General features: G+C 57.6%; 20 protein-coding genes. 9 read left to right on the top strand and 11 right to left on the bottom strand.

The features are described from left to right. Window positions 1–11: 11 nt before the first annotated feature. Both G5315_RS17255 and G5315_RS17250 read right to left on the bottom strand, forming a co-directional pair. Entirely contained in the window at window positions 12–683 is a 672-nt protein-coding gene (locus G5315_RS17255; protein ID WP_421333543.1) for an NAD(P)H-dependent oxidoreductase, read from the bottom strand. Window positions 684–826: 143 nt separating this feature from the next. Then, entirely contained in the window at window positions 827–2005 is a 1179-nt protein-coding gene (locus tag G5315_RS17250; RefSeq protein WP_421333541.1) for an MFS transporter, read from the bottom strand. Between the two features lie 351 nt (window positions 2006–2356). Between G5315_RS17250 and G5315_RS17245 the strand changes: the two genes are divergently transcribed. Next, a complete protein-coding gene (locus G5315_RS17245) occupies window positions 2357–3367 on the top strand; it encodes an HAD family hydrolase (RefSeq protein ID WP_421333540.1) in 1011 nt (336 codons plus the stop codon). 162 nt (window positions 3368–3529) lie between these two features. Here G5315_RS17245 and dkgB read toward each other — a convergent pair whose 3' ends face one another. The 5 genes from dkgB to G5315_RS17220 all read right to left on the bottom strand — a co-directional run bounded on the left by dkgB (window position 3530) and on the right by G5315_RS17220 (window position 6873). Continuing rightward, on the bottom strand, window positions 3530–4333 hold the full coding sequence (dkgB, locus tag G5315_RS17240; RefSeq protein WP_421333539.1) for a 2,5-didehydrogluconate reductase DkgB: 804 nt from the start codon (window positions 4331–4333) through the stop codon (window positions 3530–3532). Window positions 4334–4398: 65 nt separating this feature from the next. Continuing rightward, entirely contained in the window at window positions 4399–4695 is a 297-nt protein-coding gene (locus G5315_RS17235) for a putative quinol monooxygenase (protein WP_042056337.1), read from the bottom strand. A 200-nt stretch (window positions 4696–4895) separates the two neighbouring features. Beyond that, window positions 4896–5486: a HEPN domain-containing protein gene (locus tag G5315_RS17230; protein ID WP_082044030.1), complete on the bottom strand. Its 591-nt coding sequence runs from the start codon at window positions 5484–5486 to the stop codon at window positions 4896–4898. A 266-nt stretch (window positions 5487–5752) separates the two neighbouring features. Further along, window positions 5753–6115 (bottom strand): VOC family protein, encoded by a 363-nt coding sequence (locus G5315_RS17225; RefSeq protein ID WP_421333537.1) that lies wholly within the window; start codon window positions 6113–6115, stop codon window positions 5753–5755. A 365-nt stretch (window positions 6116–6480) separates the two neighbouring features. Continuing rightward, window positions 6481–6873, bottom strand: coding sequence for a DUF6404 family protein (locus G5315_RS17220; RefSeq protein WP_421333535.1), 393 nt, complete (start codon window positions 6871–6873; stop codon window positions 6481–6483). A 195-nt stretch (window positions 6874–7068) separates the two neighbouring features. Between G5315_RS17220 and G5315_RS17215 the strand changes: the two genes are divergently transcribed. After that, on the top strand, window positions 7069–7971 hold the full coding sequence (locus G5315_RS17215) for a LysR substrate-binding domain-containing protein (protein WP_421333533.1): 903 nt from the start codon (window positions 7069–7071) through the stop codon (window positions 7969–7971). 171 nt (window positions 7972–8142) lie between these two features. Here G5315_RS17215 and G5315_RS17210 read toward each other — a convergent pair whose 3' ends face one another. The 4 genes from G5315_RS17210 to G5315_RS17195 form a co-directional block, all read right to left on the bottom strand. After that, window positions 8143–8376 carry a hypothetical protein gene (locus G5315_RS17210; RefSeq protein WP_421333532.1) on the bottom strand — a complete coding sequence of 78 codons (234 nt, stop codon included), beginning with the start codon at window positions 8374–8376 and terminating at the stop codon, window positions 8143–8145. Between the two features lie 193 nt (window positions 8377–8569). Next, the gene (locus tag G5315_RS17205; protein ID WP_421333530.1) at window positions 8570–10546 is read right to left on the bottom strand and encodes a methyl-accepting chemotaxis protein; all 1977 of its coding nucleotides are present in this window, start codon (window positions 10544–10546) and stop codon (window positions 8570–8572) included. Between the two features lie 226 nt (window positions 10547–10772). Next, window positions 10773–12275: a glycerol kinase GlpK gene (glpK, locus tag G5315_RS17200; RefSeq protein ID WP_005337546.1), complete on the bottom strand. Its 1503-nt coding sequence runs from the start codon at window positions 12273–12275 to the stop codon at window positions 10773–10775. A gap of 54 nt (window positions 12276–12329) precedes the next feature. Then, entirely contained in the window at window positions 12330–13178 is an 849-nt protein-coding gene (locus tag G5315_RS17195) for an MIP/aquaporin family protein (RefSeq protein ID WP_005350866.1), read from the bottom strand. A gap of 489 nt (window positions 13179–13667) precedes the next feature. On the opposite strand from G5315_RS17195, the gene glpT reads away from it, so the two are divergent. The 7 genes from glpT (at window position 13668) to hdfR (ending at window position 21124) form a co-directional block, all read left to right on the top strand. Further along, window positions 13668–15026, top strand: coding sequence for a glycerol-3-phosphate transporter (gene glpT, locus G5315_RS17190; protein ID WP_421333528.1), 1359 nt, complete (start codon window positions 13668–13670; stop codon window positions 15024–15026). 102 nt (window positions 15027–15128) lie between these two features. Further along, on the top strand, window positions 15129–15887 hold the full coding sequence (locus G5315_RS17185) for a DeoR/GlpR family transcriptional regulator (protein ID WP_005347045.1): 759 nt from the start codon (window positions 15129–15131) through the stop codon (window positions 15885–15887). A 311-nt stretch (window positions 15888–16198) separates the two neighbouring features. Then, entirely contained in the window at window positions 16199–17686 is a 1488-nt protein-coding gene (glpD, locus tag G5315_RS17180) for a glycerol-3-phosphate dehydrogenase (RefSeq protein WP_103251020.1), read from the top strand. A gap of 106 nt (window positions 17687–17792) precedes the next feature. Next, window positions 17793–18881: a glycerophosphodiester phosphodiesterase gene (gene glpQ / locus G5315_RS17175; RefSeq protein WP_005337531.1), complete on the top strand. Its 1089-nt coding sequence runs from the start codon at window positions 17793–17795 to the stop codon at window positions 18879–18881. A 218-nt stretch (window positions 18882–19099) separates the two neighbouring features. After that, entirely contained in the window at window positions 19100–19582 is a 483-nt protein-coding gene (gene eco, locus G5315_RS17170; RefSeq protein WP_005337529.1) for a serine protease inhibitor ecotin, read from the top strand. Between the two features lie 298 nt (window positions 19583–19880). Continuing rightward, the gene (locus G5315_RS17165; RefSeq protein WP_005350885.1) at window positions 19881–20252 is read left to right on the top strand and encodes a DUF413 domain-containing protein; all 372 of its coding nucleotides are present in this window, start codon (window positions 19881–19883) and stop codon (window positions 20250–20252) included. Then, the gene (hdfR, locus tag G5315_RS17160) at window positions 20252–21124 is read left to right on the top strand and encodes an HTH-type transcriptional regulator HdfR (RefSeq protein ID WP_040067774.1); all 873 of its coding nucleotides are present in this window, start codon (window positions 20252–20254) and stop codon (window positions 21122–21124) included. Before G5315_RS17165 ends, hdfR begins: the two co-directional genes overlap by 1 nt. Window positions 21125–21198 lie beyond the last annotated feature (74 nt).

Below are 21198 nucleotides of genomic sequence, written 5' to 3'. Positions count from 1 at the left end.
TGGGGCAGCCGCTACTGGTAGCGGCCGACCGCGATAGGGGACTCCTGCTCAATCTGGCCAAGGCGCTCGGCCCACTGAGCGAGCCAGGCTTCCCGCTCTTCTTGCGAGACCCGCACCGGGGCATAGCAGATATGGGGGCGCAGCACATCGAAGCCGACAAATTGCAGGATCCCGCGCTGGATGGGGCGCAGCACCCCGTCGATATCGCCGTTGAAGCCGTCGGGCAGATAGGTCTCGGCAGGGCCGCCGGTGGTGTGGCTCAGCAACGCCCGCTTGCCGCGAAACTTGCCGCTCTCGTAGATATGGCCCTGACCATAGACCCGCCCCATGGCAAAGACCCGATCCACCCACCCCTTGAGGATGGCGGGCAGGCCGAACCACCAGAGCGGGAACTGGAAGATCAGCAGATCGGCCGCCTCCAGCTTTTGCATCTCCTGCTCCAGTTGCGGGGCAAAGCTGCCCTGCTCGGTGGCAGCCAGCTCTTCAAGCTGCAGCTTGAGAAAATCGGGATCGCTGGCGGCAGTGAAGTTGCGCCGATCCGAGACGGGATCAAAGCCCATGGCATAGAGATCGCTGGTCATCACTGTGTGGCCCGCCTGCTCCAGCGCCCTGATGGCGTGGCAGAAGAGGGCACCGTTGAAACTTTTGGGTTCGGGATGGGCATAGACAATAAGCACCTTCATAACAGACTCCGTGGCAAAGGATGCGAGGGTGACCGGCTTGGTTGCTGAAACAGTTGAGGGGTTGAGGCTGTGTCACAGCATAGAAGCCTGCCGCGCCGATTGCAGCAGGCGCCACGCCCTTGCGTGACGCCTGTTGGCGCAGCTTATGCCTGACAGGCGGCGAGTCGGAGGGCTTCGCGGCGCTCGCTGACATGGGTCAACCCGTAGGCCAGCAGCACGATAAGGGCGCCGATCCAGGGGGTGTGCATCAGGCCGAGGTGCTCTACCACAAAACCACCGACCACAGATCCCAGCGCAATGCCGACGTTGAAGGCGGCGATATTGAGGCCTGATGCCACATCCACCGCCTTGGGGGTGTGCAGCTCGGCCTGCTTCACCACCAGTACTTGCAGACCCGGCACGTTGCCGAAGGCAAAGGCGCCCCACACCAGTACGGTGAGCACCGCCAGCACCGGATGGGGTGCGGTGAAGGTGAGGGCCAGCAGCACCAGCGCCAGACCGGCAAACAGCAGCTTGAGCGCCGGCAGGGGACCCATCTTGTCGGCCAGCTTGCCACCCCAGATATTGCCGACGGCGACCGATACCCCGTAGACCAGCAGGATCAGGCTCACCACACCGGCGCTAAAACCGCTCACCTGCTGCAGGATGGGGGCGAGGAAGGTAAAAGCCGTGAAGGCACCGCCATAACCGAGGGCGGTCTTGGCGTAGACCAGCAGCAGCGGCTTTTTGGTCAGTACCGAGAGCTGTTCGCGGATGGTCGAGGCTGCCCCCTTGGGCAGGTTGCTCGGGATCAGCAGCAGGCTGCCCACCATGGCGATGAGGCCGAGCAGGCTTACTACCAGAAAGGTTTCACGCCAGCCAAAGACCTGACCAATCCAGGTGCCGAGCGGTACGCCGGTTACCAGTGCCACGGTGAGGCCGCTGAACATGATGGCGATGGCGCTCGCCGCCTTCTCTTTGGCCACCAAGCCTGTGGCAATGGTGCTGCCCACCGAGAAGAAGACCCCGTGCGCCAATCCGGTCAGGATGCGGGCCACGATCAGGCTCTCGTAACCGGGAGCTTGCCAGGCCAGCAGGTTGCCGGCGGTAAAGAGCGCCATCAGCCCTACCAGTAGCCACTTGCGCGGCACCTTGCCGGTCAGCGCCGTGAGCAAAGGGGCGCCGATGGCTACGCCAAGGGCATAGAGGCTGACCAGCAGGCCCGCCGAGGGGAGCGAGACATTGAGCTGCTCGGCGATGGTGGGGATAAGCCCCACAATCACAAATTCGGTAGTGCCGATCGCAAAGGCACTTAAGGTAAGGGCAAATAACGCCAGTGGCATAACAACTCCTTGGTTAGGGACTCCCGACGGGAGAATGGCGCCAGTATGCCGAGACAGTTTGTTGGCAAAAATGACGGTGACATCAAATTACTTTTGCCAAATCAGCAGCAATGGCGATGGGGAGGAGGGGGTTGTGTTGCCCGCGGCGTGAGCGCAACGCAGTGATCTGCCTCGCAGAACGGGATGAACGCTGCTCCTTTTCTGAGCTTGCTTAAGCTCCAGTACAAGCTGGCCGCCATAGGATTTTCCCTGTGAAACCCGTGTGTGTTGAACCCATGCGCGCCGGTGTTGTGATGGCCGTGCGCTTTCATCTACAGGCAATAGACAGGCAATATCCAGCTGACAGGTAACATGATGACATTGAACCGACTCTCCTCTCTTTTGCTGCTGTGCGGCGCCTTTGCGGTACAGGCCGGCCAGAGCGATCCCCTCTCTGCCTGGAATGACACGGCAGCCAAGCAGGCGATCACCCTCTGGGTAACCAATGCCACCGATCAGCAGCAGGCCACTTTTATTCCGCCAGAGAAGCGCCATGTGGTGTTTGACAATGACGGCACCCTCTGGCCTGAAGCGCCCATGACCTATCAGCTGCAGTTTGCGATGGACGAGATCAAGCGCCTGGCACCGGAACACCCGGAGTGGAAGGCCGACCCCATCGTCGCGGCAGTGCTGAACAACGACCTCAAGGCCGTGGCCAAATCGGGGGAGAAGGGGATCGCCAAGCTGGTGGGACTGACCCACAGCGGCATGACTACCACCGAGTTTGCCGAGCGGGTCACTCGCTGGATCAACAGCAGCAAGGATCCCCGTTTTGGCTGCCACTACGATCAGCTCGGGTATCTGCCGATGAAACAGCTGTTGGGGTATCTGCGGGACAATGGCTTTCAGACCTGGATTGTCTCCGGCGGCGGCGTCGATTTTATGCGGGTGATGTCCGAGAAGATGTATGGCATCCCGCCCCAGCAGGTGATTGGCTCCTTTACCCTCGGCGAGTTTGCCCTGAACGGGGAGGGCAGCGAGATCCGCAAGACCATGAACGGCGCCTATTTCGATGACAGCAAGGCGAAACCGGCCGCCATTCACCTCTTTATGGGGCAGCGTCCGGTCGGCGCCTTTGGTAACAGCGATGGCGACGTGCCCATGCTGCAATACACCTCGACCAACCCGGATTACCACACCTTCGGCCTGCTGGTGCACCACACCGATGCCAAGCGCGAATACGCCTACGACAGCCACCCACCAGCCAGCGGCAAGCTGATCGACGGGCTGGCACAGGCAAAAGCGCGGGGCTGGGTGGTGGTCGATATGAAATCAGACTGGAAGCAAGTGTTCGATCCCGCCCTTTGCCAGAACGCGCCCTGATTGCGGGGCTGCATCTGGCATCAATATGGCGGCTGGACGCTCAGCAAGCGCTGCAAAGCGTGAGGCAAGAAAAGAGACAGGGAGAGCATGATGCTCTCCCTGCTTTATCTGGCTTGCTGGCAGAGCCAGCCTTTCTTTCGCGTTAGTCTCACGCCTTTCGCGTCAGTCCCACGCGGGGGCAAAGTCGGGATTAGCGCAGCGCTCGCCCCGATCCAGCGTGGCGATGGCGGCCATCTCCTCGTTGCTCAAGGTGATATCGAGAGCGGCCAGATTGGCGGCCTGATTCTCCCGTTTGGTGGAGCTCGGGATCACTGTCATGTCCTGCTCCAGCAGCCAGGCCAGCGACACCTGCGCCGCCGATACCCCGTGGCGCTGGCCAATCTCCATCAGCAGCGGCTCGCTCAGCACCTTGCCATAGGCGAGCGGCATATAGGCGGTGACGGCGATACCCTGGGCTTTGCAGAACTCGACTACCTTGCGGTTTTGCAGCAGGGGATGAACCTCGATTTGCTGGTGGGCGATGGCCCCCGGCCCCAAAATCTCGATAGCCTGTTTGAGCTGGGCCACGGTGAAGTTGGAGACCCCGATCTCCCGGGTCAGGCCACGTGCCTTGGCCTCGGCCAACTGTTCCAGATAGACTGCCATCGGCACCTCATCCTTGGGGGAGGGCCAGTGGATCAGCGCCAGATCCAGATAGTCGGTGCCCAGCCTTTCCAGGCTCACCTCAAGGCTCGGGATCAGCTTGCCCGTGCCAAACTTGCTGGTCCACACCTTAGTGGTCAGGTAGATCTCGTGGCGGGCAACAGCGCTGCGGGTCAGCACGGCGCCGACCTCGGCTTCGTTGTCATAGATCTGGGCGGTATCGATATGGCGATAGCCCAGCTCCAGACCGTTGGTCAGGGTGGCAAGCAGCGGCTCGCCCTTCAGGCGGAAGGTGCCCAGACCCATGGGTGGCATATTGATCATCTTGTTCCTCAATGGGGTGGTGGTTGGCCCTTTATGGGCTGAACAGAAACAGGCTCTAGGGCCAGTCAGGCGCCCAGTGGCTGATAGCGGCGAATGGTGCTGCTGGCAAACCAGGGCTCGGCCTTGGCGACAAATTCGGTAAAGTGGGGTTGGCCCTGATGGGCGATGAGGGCCGCCTCGCTCTCCCATACCTCGTAGAGCATCCAGCTGTGTGGATTGTCCAAGTCCTGATGCAGCTGATAGCGCTGGCAGCCCGCCTCTTGCAAGGTGGCTGCAATCAGCGGCTCAAGAGCGGCGCGAAACTGGGCGGCGAATTCGGGTTTGGCTTCAAGCTGGGCAATCACAATCACGGGTGATGACATCTGAACCTCCTTGGCAAAAACGAAGGGTCAGTATGCCTGCCGTGACTTGCTGGAAACAGGGCGCTGGTCGCAAAACAGTATTGGGGCGAGAGCAGCAATGGGAACCAATAAATGACACCGACAAAGTCGGTGTCAAGTGATAGTTAGATTTGCGTAGTTAGTATGGAATCGCCAAGATACAGTACTATTTTTTCAGTTGTTTAGCTTGATATCTGATGCTGTCTCTCAAAAACAGAAGCATGGTGCTGATCTATCTTTTCATTGACATAGTTGTCGGTGGCCTTCACCAAGTCTTTTATAAATCTGATTACTTTTTCAAGTTCGTCACGTTTAATCAAATGAGCTGATGGAATTCCTGAGTTTATAGGTTTTGAGCGATGGGCAGCATCCCCACGCTTCTTAATCCATTGATTCAATGTTGATCTGGCTTTATCTGGTTCGTAATTTGACCACCGCCATCCTTCAGTGACATCAAACCCTAAATAGTCTTGAAAGATTCGTTTTGTTTTATCGGAGCTAGGGTTGTGGAATGTTTTCAAATCTGTATGAAGTTTTTTTAATATAAAATCACCAAGATAGCTACCTTGAACAATTGCAAGCTTTTTATGCATTTCTTCGACAACACGATCTTCTACATAGGTTTCCCATGCAGTGAGTGCCATTACCAGTCCTGCTCGTTTTAGTACTTCGCTGTTTGGTGGAGGTGGGTTTGCATTTACACTATCAAAATGGGCTAATAACTCTTCAGCATCTTTTATTGCGTATTCAAATCCTTGAATTGCTTTTGACATATTCCCTTCCAGATAAAACGGCATTTAAAGTATTGTATGGTTGGTATTCAATATATGGATATGAAAAACATATATACAAGAGCAGCATCATGCTAATAACAGACATTAGCATTGAATGCTGATGATACTTCATTGTTTCCAAAAAATTGCATCGGCAAGATCACAAAACAAGTTATTCATTAGTATTTTTAGATATTTGTAAGAGATCACGGCTGATTATGGATATTGTTGGGGCGCATCGTGTGGATGGTTCTCCCACTAACCCATCACGCACAGGCCGGTTCAGCCCAGACTGCAAACTCATTGCCGCTGGGCTCAACGAAGTGGAAACGGCGGCCACCGAGGAAGTCGAATAGTGGGCGACTGATGGTGCCACCGTGTTGGCTCACCTTGGCTTGAGTCGTTTCAATATCGGCGCTGTAGAACACCAGCAGGGCGCCGCCCTGAGCTGTCTGGCTGCACTGATCCGCCCGATAGAATCCGCCATCCAGCCCCTCATCGGCAAAGGCGCTGTAGTCGGGGCCGTAATCAACAAACTGCCAGCCAAATACAGCCTGAAAGAATGCCTTGGTCGCGGCGAGATCCCTTGCCGCAAACTCCACATAGTTCAGTTTTTCATGGACGTTCATAAAGTGATGCTCCCTGCTGATGTATTGGGCATGATGGCAGAGATAGCTGCGCCAACCTACTGACACCTCTTACGTTTTTTCTGGTCTGCTTCTCACGAGAGCGCTGCTACGATATGGGGCTTGAGCAACAAGGCTGCGGATGTGCTGAAGGGAATAAAAAAAATAAGTGGAACCGGATCCTTGCTGCGCTGGTAAGTGCGCCAACTGCAGTTGTGGTGGCGCATTATACGGTAGCCGAGCAGTAGACTATGGATGAAAACAGTCAGAGTAAAAATGACGAGAGATTCCAGCAATTGAAGACCCCATTCAGGTAAAAGGTGGGTTGTACAGGTATGGATGCGTCATGTCTAGACCCGTATGGAAATTCATTCCCTCTCAGGTTGCTCATGTGAGAGTTGTTCAGGTATCTGCCCGAACTGCTCCCACGAGGTCAATCCAAGCTGTCGGCGTTTCAGCCAGAGCCTGATTAAGGTGAAGAGGCCAAACATGCCAGCGAACACGGCTGTGTTGAACAGGACTGATATTGGATCCTTCCCCTCTGGGCGCCAGACGAAAATCCACATAATCAGACCCCAAATTGGTGCAATCGTGAGCCCTGCACAGATGAAATTGACAAACCAACCGGCGTAATAAGGCGGCTTGACGGCACAGCCTAGTTTACGCAGCAATTTGAACAACCACGGGTTGTAGTCGAACTCCTTGATGCCCTTGTCAGCCAGCTCCTGATGGGCGGCGGCCAGCCGCTCTTCAAATGTCATGGTATTGATCCTTGTGAAATTAAAGGCGCCATACGGTGCTTTTCTGGCTGCATTGTACTGACAAATCGCGGGTATGATGTGGGCTCGCGGTCACGTTCTTTCTCTGTAGAAAAAAAGAACTGGCCTCACCGCATGCTTGCCAATCCACAGCGGCTGCGCCTATAAAGGCCCATTACTCTTGTCCGGATAACAGCAATGAAGACCCATTCTGATGAACTGACCCTGTTTGTGGCGGTGGTGGAGGCGGGTAGTTTTCGCCAGGCGGCGGAGAACCTCGGCATGGACAACTCGGTGGTGAGCCGTGGCATCAAGCGGCTGGAGGAGAAGCTCTCCACCGTGCTGCTCAATCGCACCACCCGCCGGGTCAGTCTGACCGAGGAGGGGAGTTGGTTCTATCAGCGGGCGGTGAAGATCCTGACCGAGATGAGCGATGCGGAGGGGCATCTGCTGATGCGCCGGGAACAACCCGAAGGGGTGTTGAGAGTCGATGCCGCTACCCCCTTTATTCTGCACCGGCTGGTGCCGATCATCGGCGAGTTTCGCCACCGCTACCCCGCCATCGAGCTACAGCTGCACAGCTCGGAGGGCTTTATCAATCTGATGGAGCGGCGGGTGGACATGGCTATCCGCATCGGCGAGCTGACCGACTCCTCCCTGCGCGCGATGCCGCTGGGCCGTTCGCGGCTGCGGCTGCTGGCCTCTCCCGCTTATTTGAGCGAGCGCGGCACCCCGCGCCAACCGGCGGATCTGCTGAGCGGTCACGAGCTGCTCGGCTTTTTGCATCCCGATCACCTCAACCACTGGCCGCTGCTCAGTGCCGAGCAGGGGGATCGCTTTGCCATTACCCCCAGCCTGCGAGCCAGCAGCGGCGAAACCTTGCGTCAGCTGGCGTTGGCGGGGCAGGGGATCGTCTGTCTGTCAGATTTCATGACCGGGCCGGATCGGGAGAGCGGCGCGCTGGTGGAGGTGCTGGCCCGCAGCAACAGTGGCGCCTCGCGCCCCATCAATGCGGTCTTCTACTCCGATGCCCAGCGGGATATCCGGCTGCGGGTCTGGCTCGATTTTCTCAAAGAGCAGCTGGGCAGCCATACCCTGTAGTTCAGGTTGGTTTGTGCGGTTTGTTTGAACGGTTCGTCGCTGCGGTTTGCTTAACGAAAAACAAGCCGCGCCTTCGTTGCGGCCAATCAGCATGAGCCAGGCGGCAGATAAACAGACGGCCGACTTGAGGGTCGGCCGCCGGTTCGGGAAGGTGTGTGAGCTGAAGCGCAGTTAGCGGGGCAATTTGCCCCATACCCGGCTGAGCAGGGCGCCGCCGATCACCGGTGGAATGGCCAGCAGTAGGGTCCACTGCCAGGAGAGGCCGCCGACGGTGGTGGCCAGTACGATGCAGGTGAGCACCACCAGTTGGGCCACCATCATCAGGAAGGTGCCTTCGCGGGGGGTCAGGGTCTCTTTTTGAGTGGCGACGTGGGCTACGGGCGCTTGATTGGTGGTCGGTTTCATGGCGATATCCCTCTGTTGAGTCTGATATCACTAAGCAATGGCCATTCCACATTTTTTCATGTTAATTATCAATTGCTTGCAAGTCTTGTCGTCATTCCCGTTTCGAGAGCGCAGGCAAAATGATTTGCAAAATGAAAACGCCACCCTGCGGTGGCGTCTTGGTTATTGAGAGGGAGAGGGGGAAGCACCGGGTCTAGCCAATCCGGTATTGGCGGATCTGCTCGTCGATGGCTTTGGCCAGTTCGAACAGTTCGCGGCTGGCGGCATTGCTCTCCTCTGCGTGTTCACGCTGATGCTCGGCCACCATGGCGAGCTCGTCAAGCGCAGCTCTGGCTTGCCCCATCTGTTGATCCTGAGCTTGTGCCAGCGCGCTGATTTCGTTGAGTTCCCTTGCTGTCTGGTTAATTTGGCTGGTGGCATCGACCAGCACCTCTCTGGCTTGATGCATCCGGCTATAGCCCTCTTCGCTCAGGGTGTGGGAGCCTGCCATCGAGCTGCTGGCCTGCCGGGTACCCTCCTGCAGACGCAAGATAAGATCCTGCACATCCTTGGTGGCGGTCTGGGTGCGCACCGCCAGTTGGCGCACCTCGTCGGCCACCACCGCAAAGCCCCGCCCCATATCCCCTGCCCGGGCAGCCTCGATAGCGGCATTGAGGGCCAGCAGGTTGGTCTGGTTCGAGACATCGCGGATGAGGTTCATGATCTGGGTGATGTTGTTGCTGTCCTTGACCACCTCTTCAAGCAGCGCGGACGAGGTGCCGATGCTGCTGCGCAAAGTATCGAGACGATCGGCACTCTGGATCACATCCTGTTCGACACTGAGCATGTGGTCAGCGATGCGCCGGGTCACGTCGCTGACCCCCTCGGAACGGCTGGCGATCTGCTCGGCATTGCTGCCGATAGCAGCGACTACATTGGTCAGTTCTTGGATGCTCCTTGCCTGCTGGCACGCTTCTCCCGCCAGTGCCTGCGCCTGATGAAGGGTTTGCGAGGATTGGGCGGAGAGGGCACTCCCCGATTGTTGGAAGCGGGAGAAGCTCTGGTTAAGACTCTGGATCAGCCGGTTGAAGCTCTGGGCCATCTGGCCCAGCTCCGACTCGTCGGAGAAGTCGAGGCGGGTCGCCAGATCCCGATCGGCGGTGATGTGGTGCATGCCATCGGCAGCCTGACGAATCGGGCGACTGATGGAGTGAGCCAACCAGGCGGAGGCCAGCATCGCCAGAGTGCCGATGGCGAGCGACACCATGATAATGAGCTGGCGTGACTCATGTAATCCCTCTTCCAACTCGGCGCTGTTGATCTCGCCAATCAGCAGCCGGTTGAGGGTGGGGATGTAGCGTACAGCAAGAAGGTAGGTTTCTCCCTCCAGCGTCAGTGCCTCAACTGCCACCTGTTCCCCAGCCTTGGGGATAAGCCGTTTGACGGTATCGAGAAAGGATTGTTGATGGTGAGCGGCATCTTTTTGCTCCAGTGCGGGGTGGATCTCGATATTGCCTTCCATGTCCGCCAGATAGACCTGACCGCTCTTGCCGATCCGATAGCTGCTGATGAGCTTGCTCAGGGTGCTCATGTCGATGGAGGTACCGGCCACCGCCAGGGTATTGCCCTCGTGGGTGACGGCGGTGTTGATATAGAGGGAGGCTCGCTGGTTGAAATCGGAGATGTCGAGGTTCAGTTCGTAAGGTTGATTGCGCTGGAGAAAACCGTAAAACCACTCATCTTTCGGGTCTGACTCGCTCAGCGCTTTCTGGGCGGTGGGGCCGTCACTGAAGTTGAGCAAGGTGTTGGTCTGGCGAGGGACAATAAAGACGTTACCGCCGAGACGTCGTTGCAGAGCCTGAAAGTAGCGCTCCATCTCGGGCCACTCAGCTTCTGGCATGCCAGCGGTCAGCCAGTCGATGACGAAGCTGTTGCTGGCGAGCGCTTGCGCCTCGGTCAGGTGCTGGGTCAGCTGGGCGGTCAGCTGGTTGGCAATGCGGTCCACACTGCTTGGCAGCTCATAGCGTTCGACCCGCTGCTGTGCCTGCGTGTGGGATATCTGCTCGAGGATCAGGGTGATGCAACTGATGGCGATAACCATCAGTATCGCTACGCCGGAGAGGATCCGGGTGCGGATCCCGAGCCCTGACCAGAGTGAGTGCAGTGTAAAACGGTGTATCGCCCTCTCCATATCGCTCTCCTCATAAATAAGGTCTCATATGCGACCCAGATGATTATTATAGATAGAGAACTCAATTGCGTTGTGGCGGATGGTAACAACAGAGGGCGGCAGAAAAACAGGAGTGAGCAATGAGCGGGGAAGGGAGCAGAAACCGGCAAGGGAAAGCATAAAAAGAGAGGCCGACATTGCGGTCGGCCTCTCTGGTGTTTATCTCAACGGAATATCGGATGTCCGATCAATCCTCTTCAGCCCAACGGCGTGAACGCTCAACCGCTTTTTGCCAGCCGCTGTAACGTTTGGCGCGATCGTCTCTGTCCATCTGCGGGATGAACTCGCGGTCCACGCTGAACTTGTCTTCCAGCTCGTCTGAGCTCTTCCAGAAGCCGACTGCCAGACCGGCCAGGAAGGCGGCACCCATGGCGGTAGTCTCGATGCGGGTCGGACGCACCACCGGGGTGTGCATCATGTCAGCCTGGAACTGCATCAGGAAGTCGTTGGCTACGGCGCCGCCGTCGACTTTCAGCGCAGCCAGCTTGATGCCGGAGTCCTGCTGCATCGCATCCAGCACATCGCGGCTCTGATAGGCGATGGATTCCAGCGCAGCACGGATGATGTGGTTGCGGTTGGCACCACGGGTCAGACCGACCATGGTGCCGCGAGCATACGGATCCCAGTAGGGCGCGCCCAGACCAACGAAGGCCGGTACCAGATAGACGCCGTTGGTATCGCCCACCTTGGAGGCGAAGTAGTCGGTATCGCGGGCATCGTGAATGATCTTCAGCTCGTCACGCAGCCACTGGATGGTGGCGCCGCCCATGAACACTGCACCTTCCAGCGCGTAGTTCACTTCCCCTTTCGGGCCGATGGCAACGGTAGTCAGCAGGCCGTTGCTGGAGCGAACCGGCTCGGTACCGGTGTTCATCAGCATGAAGCAGCCGGTGCCGTAGGTGTTTTTGGCCATCCCTTTTTCAAAGCAGAGCTGGCCGAACAGGGCAGACTGCTGGTCACCGGCAATACCGGCGATGGGGATGCGGGAGCCGCCGCCCCGAGTGGTGTAGCCGTACACTTCGGAAGAGGGTTTCACTTCCGGCAGCATGGACATGGGGATGCCCAGCTCGTCCAGCATCTTCTCGTCCCACTTCAGCTCGCGGATGTTGTAGAGCATGGTACGGGAGGCGTTGGTCGGGTCGGTGACGTGCACTTCGCCATTGGTCATCTTCCAGACCAGCCAGGTGTCGATGGTGCCGAACAGCAGTTCGCCGTTCATCGCCTTCTCGCGGGCACCTTCCACGTTGTCGAGGATCCACTTCACCTTGGTACCGGAGAAGTAGGCATCCAGCACCAGACCTGTGTTCTCGCGAACGTACTCTTCCAGACCGCGAGCTTTGAGCTCTTCGCAGATGGCGGCGGTGCGGCGGCACTGCCAGACGATGGCGTTGTAGATGGGCTTGCCGGTGGCCTTTTCCCAGACAACGGTGGTTTCACGCTGGTTGGTGATACCGATGGCGGCGATCTCTTCGCTGCGCAGGCCGGTCTTGGCCAGCACTTCGGTAAAGACGGAGGATTGGGTCGCCCAGATCTCCATCGGGTCGTGCTCTACCCAGCCCGCTTTCGGGTAGTGCTGGGTGAATTCGCGCTGGGAGGTACCGACAATGTTGGCATCCTGATCAAACACGATGGCGCGGGAAGAGGTGGTTCCCTGGTCCAGAGCGACGACATATTTCTTTTCAGCAGACATGATGTTCTCCACGTTTCTATTTTCCACGTTTTTATACGTTGGAGGGGGCCGCTCTTATGCGGCAGCCTCTTCTTTGGCGGTTTGGGTCGCTTGCTCGGTGGTGACGACACGGTTGCCCGGGACGCAGGGAGCCAGCACTTTGACATACAGAGCGGTACCAATCTGGGCGCCAACGATGGGGCCAAGGATCGGAACCCAGAAGTAGGGGTTGTCACGACCACCGGTCAGGGCAACATCACCCCAGCCAGCAAAGAACGCGAACAGTTTCGGACCAAAGTCACGGGCCGGGTTCATGGCAAAACCGGTTAACGGGCCAAGGGAGGCACCAATCACCGCGATCAGGATACCGATCAGCAGAGCGGCTGCGAAACCTTTGGGGGCGCCATTGTTGTTGTCACCCAGCGCCATGATGCCCAGCATCAGGACGGCGGTGATTACCAGCTCGACGGCGAAGGCTTGCATGTTGGTCAGCAGGGCATTGGGGTAGGTGGAGAAGATCCCGGCGGTGCCGAGGCTCTCGACGCTGCCGCGCACCACGTTATGGGTCACTTCCCACTGGGTGAAAAGGTTACCATAAAGGAAATAGACAAGGGCGGCGAAGCAGAAGGCACCGGCCATCTGGGCGATGATGTAGGGCACCACCTTGCGCTTGTCGAACCCGCAGAAGGTCATCAGCGCCAGGGTTACAGCAGGGTTCAGGTGAGCACCTGAAATGCCGCCGGTCACATAGATGGCGATGGCCACACCCAGACCCCAGGTAATGGAGATTTCCCACTGCCCGAAGTTGGCGCCTGCCAGCACCAGTGCCGCCACACATCCGACGCCGAAAAATATCAGCAGGCCGGTTCCGATAAACTCGGCGATGCACTCGCCAAGCAGGGTATTGGGTCTTTGTATGCTCATACTTTTGTTCCTTATATCCACCCGTAGAGGTTTGATGTTCCGTTTTATCTTTTTGTGTCTATCCGTTGCTGCCGAAAACGTTTCCTTGTTGTTTTTGCGTCTTGCGCAAACGTTATGCTCGTTTGCGCTCGTTATCGGTCGTGACAGAAAATAACCCTTCCCAATAATTTCACCATCCCCCCTCCATAGGAAATGTGGACAAGATCCCACTCATTGCTAAGAAAATGTGACGTAAAGCATCTTGATAACCGCCAGTTACCACTTAGGGGGTAGCTCGCAACCCTTGCCACACAAGGGCTGGCGCTTGTTGAGTGGTTTCTCACTTGGAGCTTTTATTTGTAATAAAACTGCAATATTTGAGCATGCATCACAGATTAAATGAGCGCATATGAGCACAATAGGCTCGCTTACGAATTAGTGGACTCACATGATTCGTCGGAATGGTCAGGGCATCCTCAACCGCCCATAACAACAATAAGGAAGCAGAACATGCTTAGTCTCTTCAGGCCTGCGGCGCACATCGACAGGCTCCCGGCTGACAAGGTCGACCCCTTCTACAAACGCAAGCGTTGGCAGGTGTTTTTCGGGATCTTCTTCGGTTACGCCGGCTACTATCTGGTACGGAAAAACTTCAGTCTGGCGATGCCCTATCTGATCGAGCAGGGCTTCTCCCGTGGTGATCTCGGTTTCGCGCTCTCCGGGGTCTCCATCGCTTACGGTTTGTCCAAGTTCCTGATGGGGAACGTCTCTGACCGTTCCAACGCCCGTTACTTCCTCTCCGCCGGTCTGCTGCTCTCGGCTGCCATCATGTTCATGATGGGTACCATGCACTGGGCCACCTCCAGCATTGCCATCATGTTTGTGCTGTTGTTCCTGAACGGTTGGGCACAGGGCATGGGCTGGCCGCCCTGCGGTCGCACCATGGTGCACTGGTGGTCACAGAAAGAGCGCGGTGAAGTGGTTGCGGTCTGGAACGTGGCGCACAACGTGGGCGGCGGCATGATTGGCCCGCTGTTTATCCTCGGGATGGGCTGGTTCAACGACTGGCGCAGTGCCTTCTATGTGCCTGCGGCAGCGGCGGCCGCCATCGCGGTGATCGCCTTCTTCGTGATGCGTGATACCCCGCAATCGGTCGGTCTGCCTCCTATCGAGGAGTACAAGAACGACTATCCGAAGGATTACAACGAGAGCCACGAGCAGGAGTTCTCCGCCAAGGAGATCTTCGTCAAGTACGTGCTGCACAACAAACTGCTGTGGTACATCGCGATCGCCAACGCTTTCGTTTACCTCATTCGTTACGGTGTGCTGGACTGGGCGCCAACCTACCTGAAAGAGGCCAAGCACTTCACCGTCGACAACTCCTCCTGGGCTTACTTCCTCTACGAGTGGGCCGGTATTCCTGGCACCCTGCTGTGTGGCTGGATCTCTGACAAGATGTTCCAGGGCCGCCGTGCACCGGCCGGTATCCTGTTCATGGTGCTGGTGACCCTGGCTGTGCTGGTTTACTGGTTCAACCCGGCCGGCAACCCGACCATCGACATGATGGCGCTGGTGGCTATCGGCTTCCTGATCTACGGCCCTGTCATGCTGATCGGCCTCTATGCTCTTGAGCTGGCACCGAAGAAAGCTGCTGGTACTGCGGCAGGTTTCACCGGTCTGTTCGGTTATCTGGGCGGCGCCGTGGCAGCCAACGCCATGCTGGGTTATACCGTTGACCATTTCGGTTGGGATGGCGGCTTCATGGTGCTGACTGTCTCCTGCGTGCTCTCCATCATCCTGCTGGCGATGACCCTCAAGCATGAGAACATTGCCGTTGCGGCCAAGAAAGCGGCTGCCCATAAGGCATAAAACGTGATCCTCAGCTTATTGATCCCAAAGGGGATCAGGTAAACTGCCAAAAGGCCCCGCATCTGCCGGGGCCTTTTTTTGTCTCATCATCGGAGTGCAAGCGTGAAGCAAACCCAACGACATCTGGAGATCCTGGACGTCCTGACGCGGCAGGGATTTGTCTCGACCGACGATCTGGTGACCCACTTTGACGTCAGCCCCCAGACCATTCGCCGGGATCTGAACGATCTCGCCGAACAGAACAAGATCCGGCGCCATCATGGCGGTGCCTCCCTGCATTCGAGTACCGTCAATACCGCCTACAGCGCCCGTAAAGTGATGCAACTCAAGGAGAAAGAGCGCATCGCCCGCGAGGTCGCGGCCAATATTCCCGACGGCTCATCGCTCTTTATCGACATAGGCACCACCACCGAAGCCATTGCCCGCGCTCTGCTCGATCACCGCGAGCTGCGCATCGTCACCAACAACCTCAACGTGGCCAGCATTCTGACGGCCAAGGATGACTTCACCGTCATCATCGCCGGTGGCGAGATCCGCAACCGCGATGGCGGCATCGTGGGGGAGGCGACCCGCGACTTTATCGGTCAGTTTCGCATGGACTATGGTGTCATCGGGATTTCGGGGATCGACAACGACGGCTCCCTGCTCGATTTCGACTATCACGAGGTGAAGATTGCCCAGGCCATCATCGCTCACTCCCGTCAGGTGTTCCTGGCCGCCGACCACACCAAGTTCGGTCGCAATGCCATGGTCAATCTGGGCAATCTCAGCCAGATCCACGCCCTCTTTACCGATCAGGAGCCACCGGAAAAGCTGACGCGATTGATGGCGCAACACCAGATCGCTTGCCACATCTGCTGACGGCGAAACACGCCAAGGCTGTGCCGGTCGCCCGTCAGGGCGGCCTCCTTTCTCTCCCCCAGCCCCGCACTCATCTCACCCCTTTATGGGTATTGCCAAAACCACTATTCAATCTGGTTTTTTTGGCTAGTAACCCGCCGATGTTGGCCCGGCGCCATTCGGTTACTTGCCGTACCACTTTTGCCACTTCTGGCGGGCTGTGGCGATCACACTTTCATCATAAAATGTTCGTTTGTTGTATTTTCATGTTCTAAAATGAGCGAAATCAAACATTGCTGTTATGGCAATCATAAAAATGAAAGTAGGTGAACATGAGCGAACATTATGATCTGGTCGTCGTCGGTGGCGGCATCAACGGGGTCGGCATCGCAGCCGATGCGGCAGGACGGGGTCTGAAGGTTGCCCTGTTTGAGGCGCAAGATCTCGCCTCTGCCACCTCGTCCAACTCCAGCAAGCTGATCCACGGCGGTTTGCGCTATCTCGAGCATTACGAATTCCGGCTGGTGAAAGAGGCGTTGGCGGAGCGGGAGGTGCTGCTCGGTATGGCGCCCCACATCGCGCGTCCCATGCGTTTTCGCCTGCCGCACCGTCCACACCTGCGTCCGGCCTGGATGATCCGTGCTGGTCTGTTCCTCTATGACAATCTGGCCAAGCGCGACAAGCTCAAGGGGAGCTGCGGCGTGCGCTTCCTGCCGCAAGATGGCTTGACCGCGGGGATCAACAAGGGATTTGAATACTCGGACGCCTGGGTCGACGACGCCCGGCTGGTGGTGCTCAATGCCATGATGGCCCGTGACAAGGGGGCCGACGTGCAGACCCGCACCCGTTGCATCAAGGCGGTGCGCGGTTCCAAACACTGGACGCTCACTTTGGAGCGGGAAGGGGGCGAGCAGTTCACCGTCACCTGCCGTGGTCTGGTCAATGCCGCGGGCCCCTGGGTCAAGACCTTCTACGACGAGAGCCTGCACGAGAAATCCCCCCGCGGCATTCGCCTTATTAAAGGCAGCCACATGATAGTGCCGCGCATCCACGAGCGCGAAGAGGCCTATATCCTGCAAAACGAAGATAACCGTATCGTCTTCGTCATCCCTTATCAGCAGGACTACTCCCTTATCGGCACCACGGATGTGGAGCACCACGGCAGCCCGCGGGAAGCGAAGATCAGCGAGGCCGAAATTACCTACCTGTGCAAGGTGGTCAACGCCCACTTCACTCGCCAAATTGCGCCGAAAGATGTGATCTGGACTTACGCTGGGGTACGCCCGCTCTGTGATGACGAGTCAGACTCGCCGCAGGCGGTGACCCGCGACTACACCCTCGAACTGTCTGGCGAGTCTGACGGTGCGCCGCTCTTGTCGGTGTTTGGCGGCAAGCTCACCACCTATCGTAAGCTGGCGCAGGCTGCCTGCAACAAGCTCAAGCCCTGGTTCAGCCAGATGGGGGATGACTGGACTGCGACCAGCCGTCTGCCCGGCGGCGAGTTTGACTGCTCGGTGCGCGAGCTGGCCCGCGCCTTTGCGCTGGAGTTTGACTGGCTCGATGATCGCAGTGCCCTGCGCATTGCCGAGGCCTATGGTGCCCATGCCCGTCTTTGGCTGAAAGAGGATCGCGGCATTCACTTCGGTGGTGGCCTCTACGAGTCGGAAGTGCGTTATCTCATCGAGCGGGAGTGGGCCTGTTCACTGGACGATATCCTCTGGCGCCGCAGCAAGCTGGGGCTGCGCCTGAACGACTCAGAGCAGCAGATGCTGCAGATTTGGCTCGACCAATACCATCAGGCTCTGCGCAAGGCGAGCTGATGAGTGACGGTGGGCAGTGCGCTGCTGCCCACCGCTTTCCACCGTAAATATGCAACAAACCTCTGATAGAACAATTACCTACACACAATAATAAAGAGCATCACATATGAAAAAACTCGCCGTTTCTCTCATCGCCTTGAGCCTTGGGGCATCCCTCTCATTACCCGTGTTGGCTGCCGATGAAGGCAAGGTTGTGATCGCCCACCGTGGCGCTTCCGGCTACCTGCCCGAGCATACCCTGGAGTCCAAGGCGCTGGCCTATGGCATGGGCGCTGACTATCTGGAGCAGGATCTGGTCATGACCAAGGATGACCAGCTGGTGGTGATGCACGATCACTTCCTCGATGGCATCACCGATGTGGCGGCGCGCTTCCCCGGTCGTGCCCGTCCGGACGGCCGTTATTATGTGGTGGATTTCACCCTGGACGAGGTGCGCTCCCTGCGTATGACCGAGCCGTTCCAGCTGGTGGATGGCAAGCAGGTGCCGGTCTATCCGGCCCGCTTCCCGCTCTGGAAGTCAGACTTCAAGATCCATACCTTCCAGGAGGAGATCGAGATGATTCAGGGGCTCAACAAGAGCACCGGCAAGAACATCGGGATCTACCCGGAGATCAAGGCGCCCTGGCTGTTCCGTCACGAAGGCAAGGATATCTCCAAAGCAGTGCTGAAGGTGCTCAAGGAGTACGGCTACACCGGGAAGGACGACAAGGTCTATCTGCAGTGCTTCGATGCCGATGAACTCAAGCGCATCAACAGCGAACTGATGCCCGCCATGGGTATGGATCTGAAACTGGTGCAGCTGATGGCCGAGACCGACTGGAACGAGACCATGGTCTACGACGCCAAGGGCAAGGCGACCCCCTACAACTATGACTGGATGTTCAAGCCGGGGGCGATGAAAACCATCGCCAGCTATGCCGAAGGGATTGGCCCGTGGAAGCCGATGATCGTCACCGAGCCGGGCACTTTGGGCAAACCGGTCTTCACCGGTATGGTAAAAGAAGCCCACGCGGCGGGCCTGAAAGTTCACCCCTATACCTTCCGTCAGGATGAGGGGCAGATCCCGGCCTATGCCAAGGACTTCACCGATCTCCTTAACATCTTCCTCTATCAGGCCGATGTGGACGGGGTGTTCAGCGACTTCCCCGACAAGGCGGTGGCCGTCATCAAGGCCCATCAAGAGGCGGCCAAATAGCACTCTGGCGCCATTTGAATGCAACGCGAGGCCAATTGGCCTCGCTTTTTGTTTCAGGTTCCCGCAACGGGAGTGTGCGCCCTGTCAGAAAATAGCCAGATCACGTCATGGTGTGCCGGATCTGCATCATTTTACGCAGTTTTTACGTAGCAGATCGCTGGCATGAAATCGGCAGAGCGGTTAGTCTAGCGGCGTTGAACCAACCCCATGAGGTACAGATGAAAACCGTATTGCGTTTTAGCCTGCTGGGCGCCTTGTTGCTGGGTGGCCATGCCTTCGCCGCCGAGCCGAAAAAATTTGATATCAGCATGTTCCCAGCCGCTGACGTGAATCAGGAACGTGTGGTGATCCGCCTGCCTGAAGTCGAGAAAGAAGCCGACATGATGGTCGAGCTGCAGGTCGGCAAAAAGATGATGGTTGATTGCAACGTACCGCGTTTTGCAGGCAACCTGGAACAGCACAGCGTCAAAGGCTGGGGCTACAACTACCTGAAACTGGGCAAGGTTTCCGACCCCATCAGCACCCTGATGATGTGCCCGGATAACCAGCAGAAAGAGACCTTCGTCCAGATCTACGGTCAGGGCTTCTTCGTGAACTACAACTCAAAACTGCCGTTCGTGATCTACGTGCCGCAGGAGTATGAAGTGCGCTACCGTCTGTGGCGTGCCGACAACCTGGCCCAACCGGCCATGATTGAGTAAGCATGTTTGAACCAAAGGTTCAGCTGGTTCACCTGATGTGATAAATAAAGCGCCGTATGGCGCTTTATTTTTGCCTGCACAGTCCAAAAAGTGACGTGCAAATTGGCTGCACGTTTACATAAGTTTATTATTTATCAACGTTTTTTGTGTGTTATGCCACAAAATCGGCGCCAGCTATGGGGCAAAGTGACTTCGATAAAAGATATTTATTAATATAGTGAGAAAATTGATTTTGCACTCGGCGATGGCCTGATGATACTTGCCCGCAAAGGTCAAACTAACCAGAAAAAAGAGCACTATGAGCTTCGAATCAGACAAGCGTTTCAACGACTTCAAACATTTTCCCCGTGGCCTGCGTCGCAGTGGCGAATTCACTGTGGCCGAAGCGGACAGTCTGGAAAAGTATGGTACCGCCATGCTGGCACTCTACCAGGGCAACTTGGCACCCCGTGACGATGTCGAGTCCGCCTTCGTCGAGCAGGTCAAATCCGGCGAAGCCGGTGCCAACCCCCATGCCAAGGTGTGGTTCAAGTACCTCAAGGTGATCGGTCCCAAGCGCGTTCATCGCCTCTGCACCGTCGTTGGCGGCGCCAGCGAAGAGAGCAGCGGTGGCGGCAGCTTTGATGTCGGTGGTGGCAGCGGCGGTGGCAGTGACGAGTCCATCGATTAATGGATACCGAGCTGCTTCGGACCTTTATCGAGGTGAGCAAGACCCGGCATTTTGGCCGGGCTGCTGAAAATCTCTACCTGACCCAGTCGGCGGTGAGTTTCCGGATCCGCCAGCTAGAGCAGCAACTGGGTGTCAGTCTGTTTGCCCGTCATCGCAACAACATCCGCCTGACCGCCTCCGGTGAGCGTCTGCTGCCCTACGCAGACGCCATCTTGCACACCCTTGGTCGCGCCAAGCAGGATGTTGCGCTCTCGCCAGGATTCAGCCAGCAGTTGGCTATCGGCGCGCCCGCTGTGTTCTGGGAGCTCGATTTCAACGACTGGCTCAATCACATCTATGCGCTGGCGCCCGGTTTGGCGGTGCGGCTGGAAACAGCCTCCCGCGAGCACCTCTGCCGCCAGTTGCTGGAGCGCTCCCTCGATCTGGCCCTGCTCTCCGAGCCCACCAAGATCGACGAGATTGCCCTGCATCCCATCGGTGAGCTGGTGTTCGAGCTGGTGAGCCGGGATCCGGCCGCCAATGCCGACAACCTGATGCAGATGCCGCACATCCACCTCGACTGGGGCACCAGCTTCGAGCCGCAACCCAGCCGCTTGCAGAGCCTGCAAAAGACCCCGGTGCTGCACTCCAGTTCCGCCAGCATGGCGTTGCAGTTCGTGCTGGCCAACGGTGGTGCTGCCTACCTGCCACGGCGGATGGTCAGCCCCTTCCTCGAGAAGGGGACGCTCCATCTGGTCGAGGGGGGGCAGCCGCTGAGCCGTCCGCTCTATCTCGCCTATCTGGAGAAATCCGATCGCCGGGAGCTGATCGATCAGCTGCTGACCCTGCCACTAGGTTGGCACGACGCCGAGCTGCGCCTCAACGTCGAATAAGCGTCGAGTGTTATCCAAGGAAGAGCCCACCCCACGGTGGGCTCTTCTGTTTGGGGAAAATTGCAGGGAGCGAG

Source organism: Aeromonas sp. 603607 (genome assembly GCF_049171595.1).
Classification (GTDB): domain Bacteria; phylum Pseudomonadota; class Gammaproteobacteria; order Enterobacterales; family Aeromonadaceae; genus Aeromonas; species Aeromonas veronii.
The sequence above is the reverse complement of the archived record's forward strand: the minus strand, read 5'-3'. Positions and strand labels throughout refer to the sequence as shown.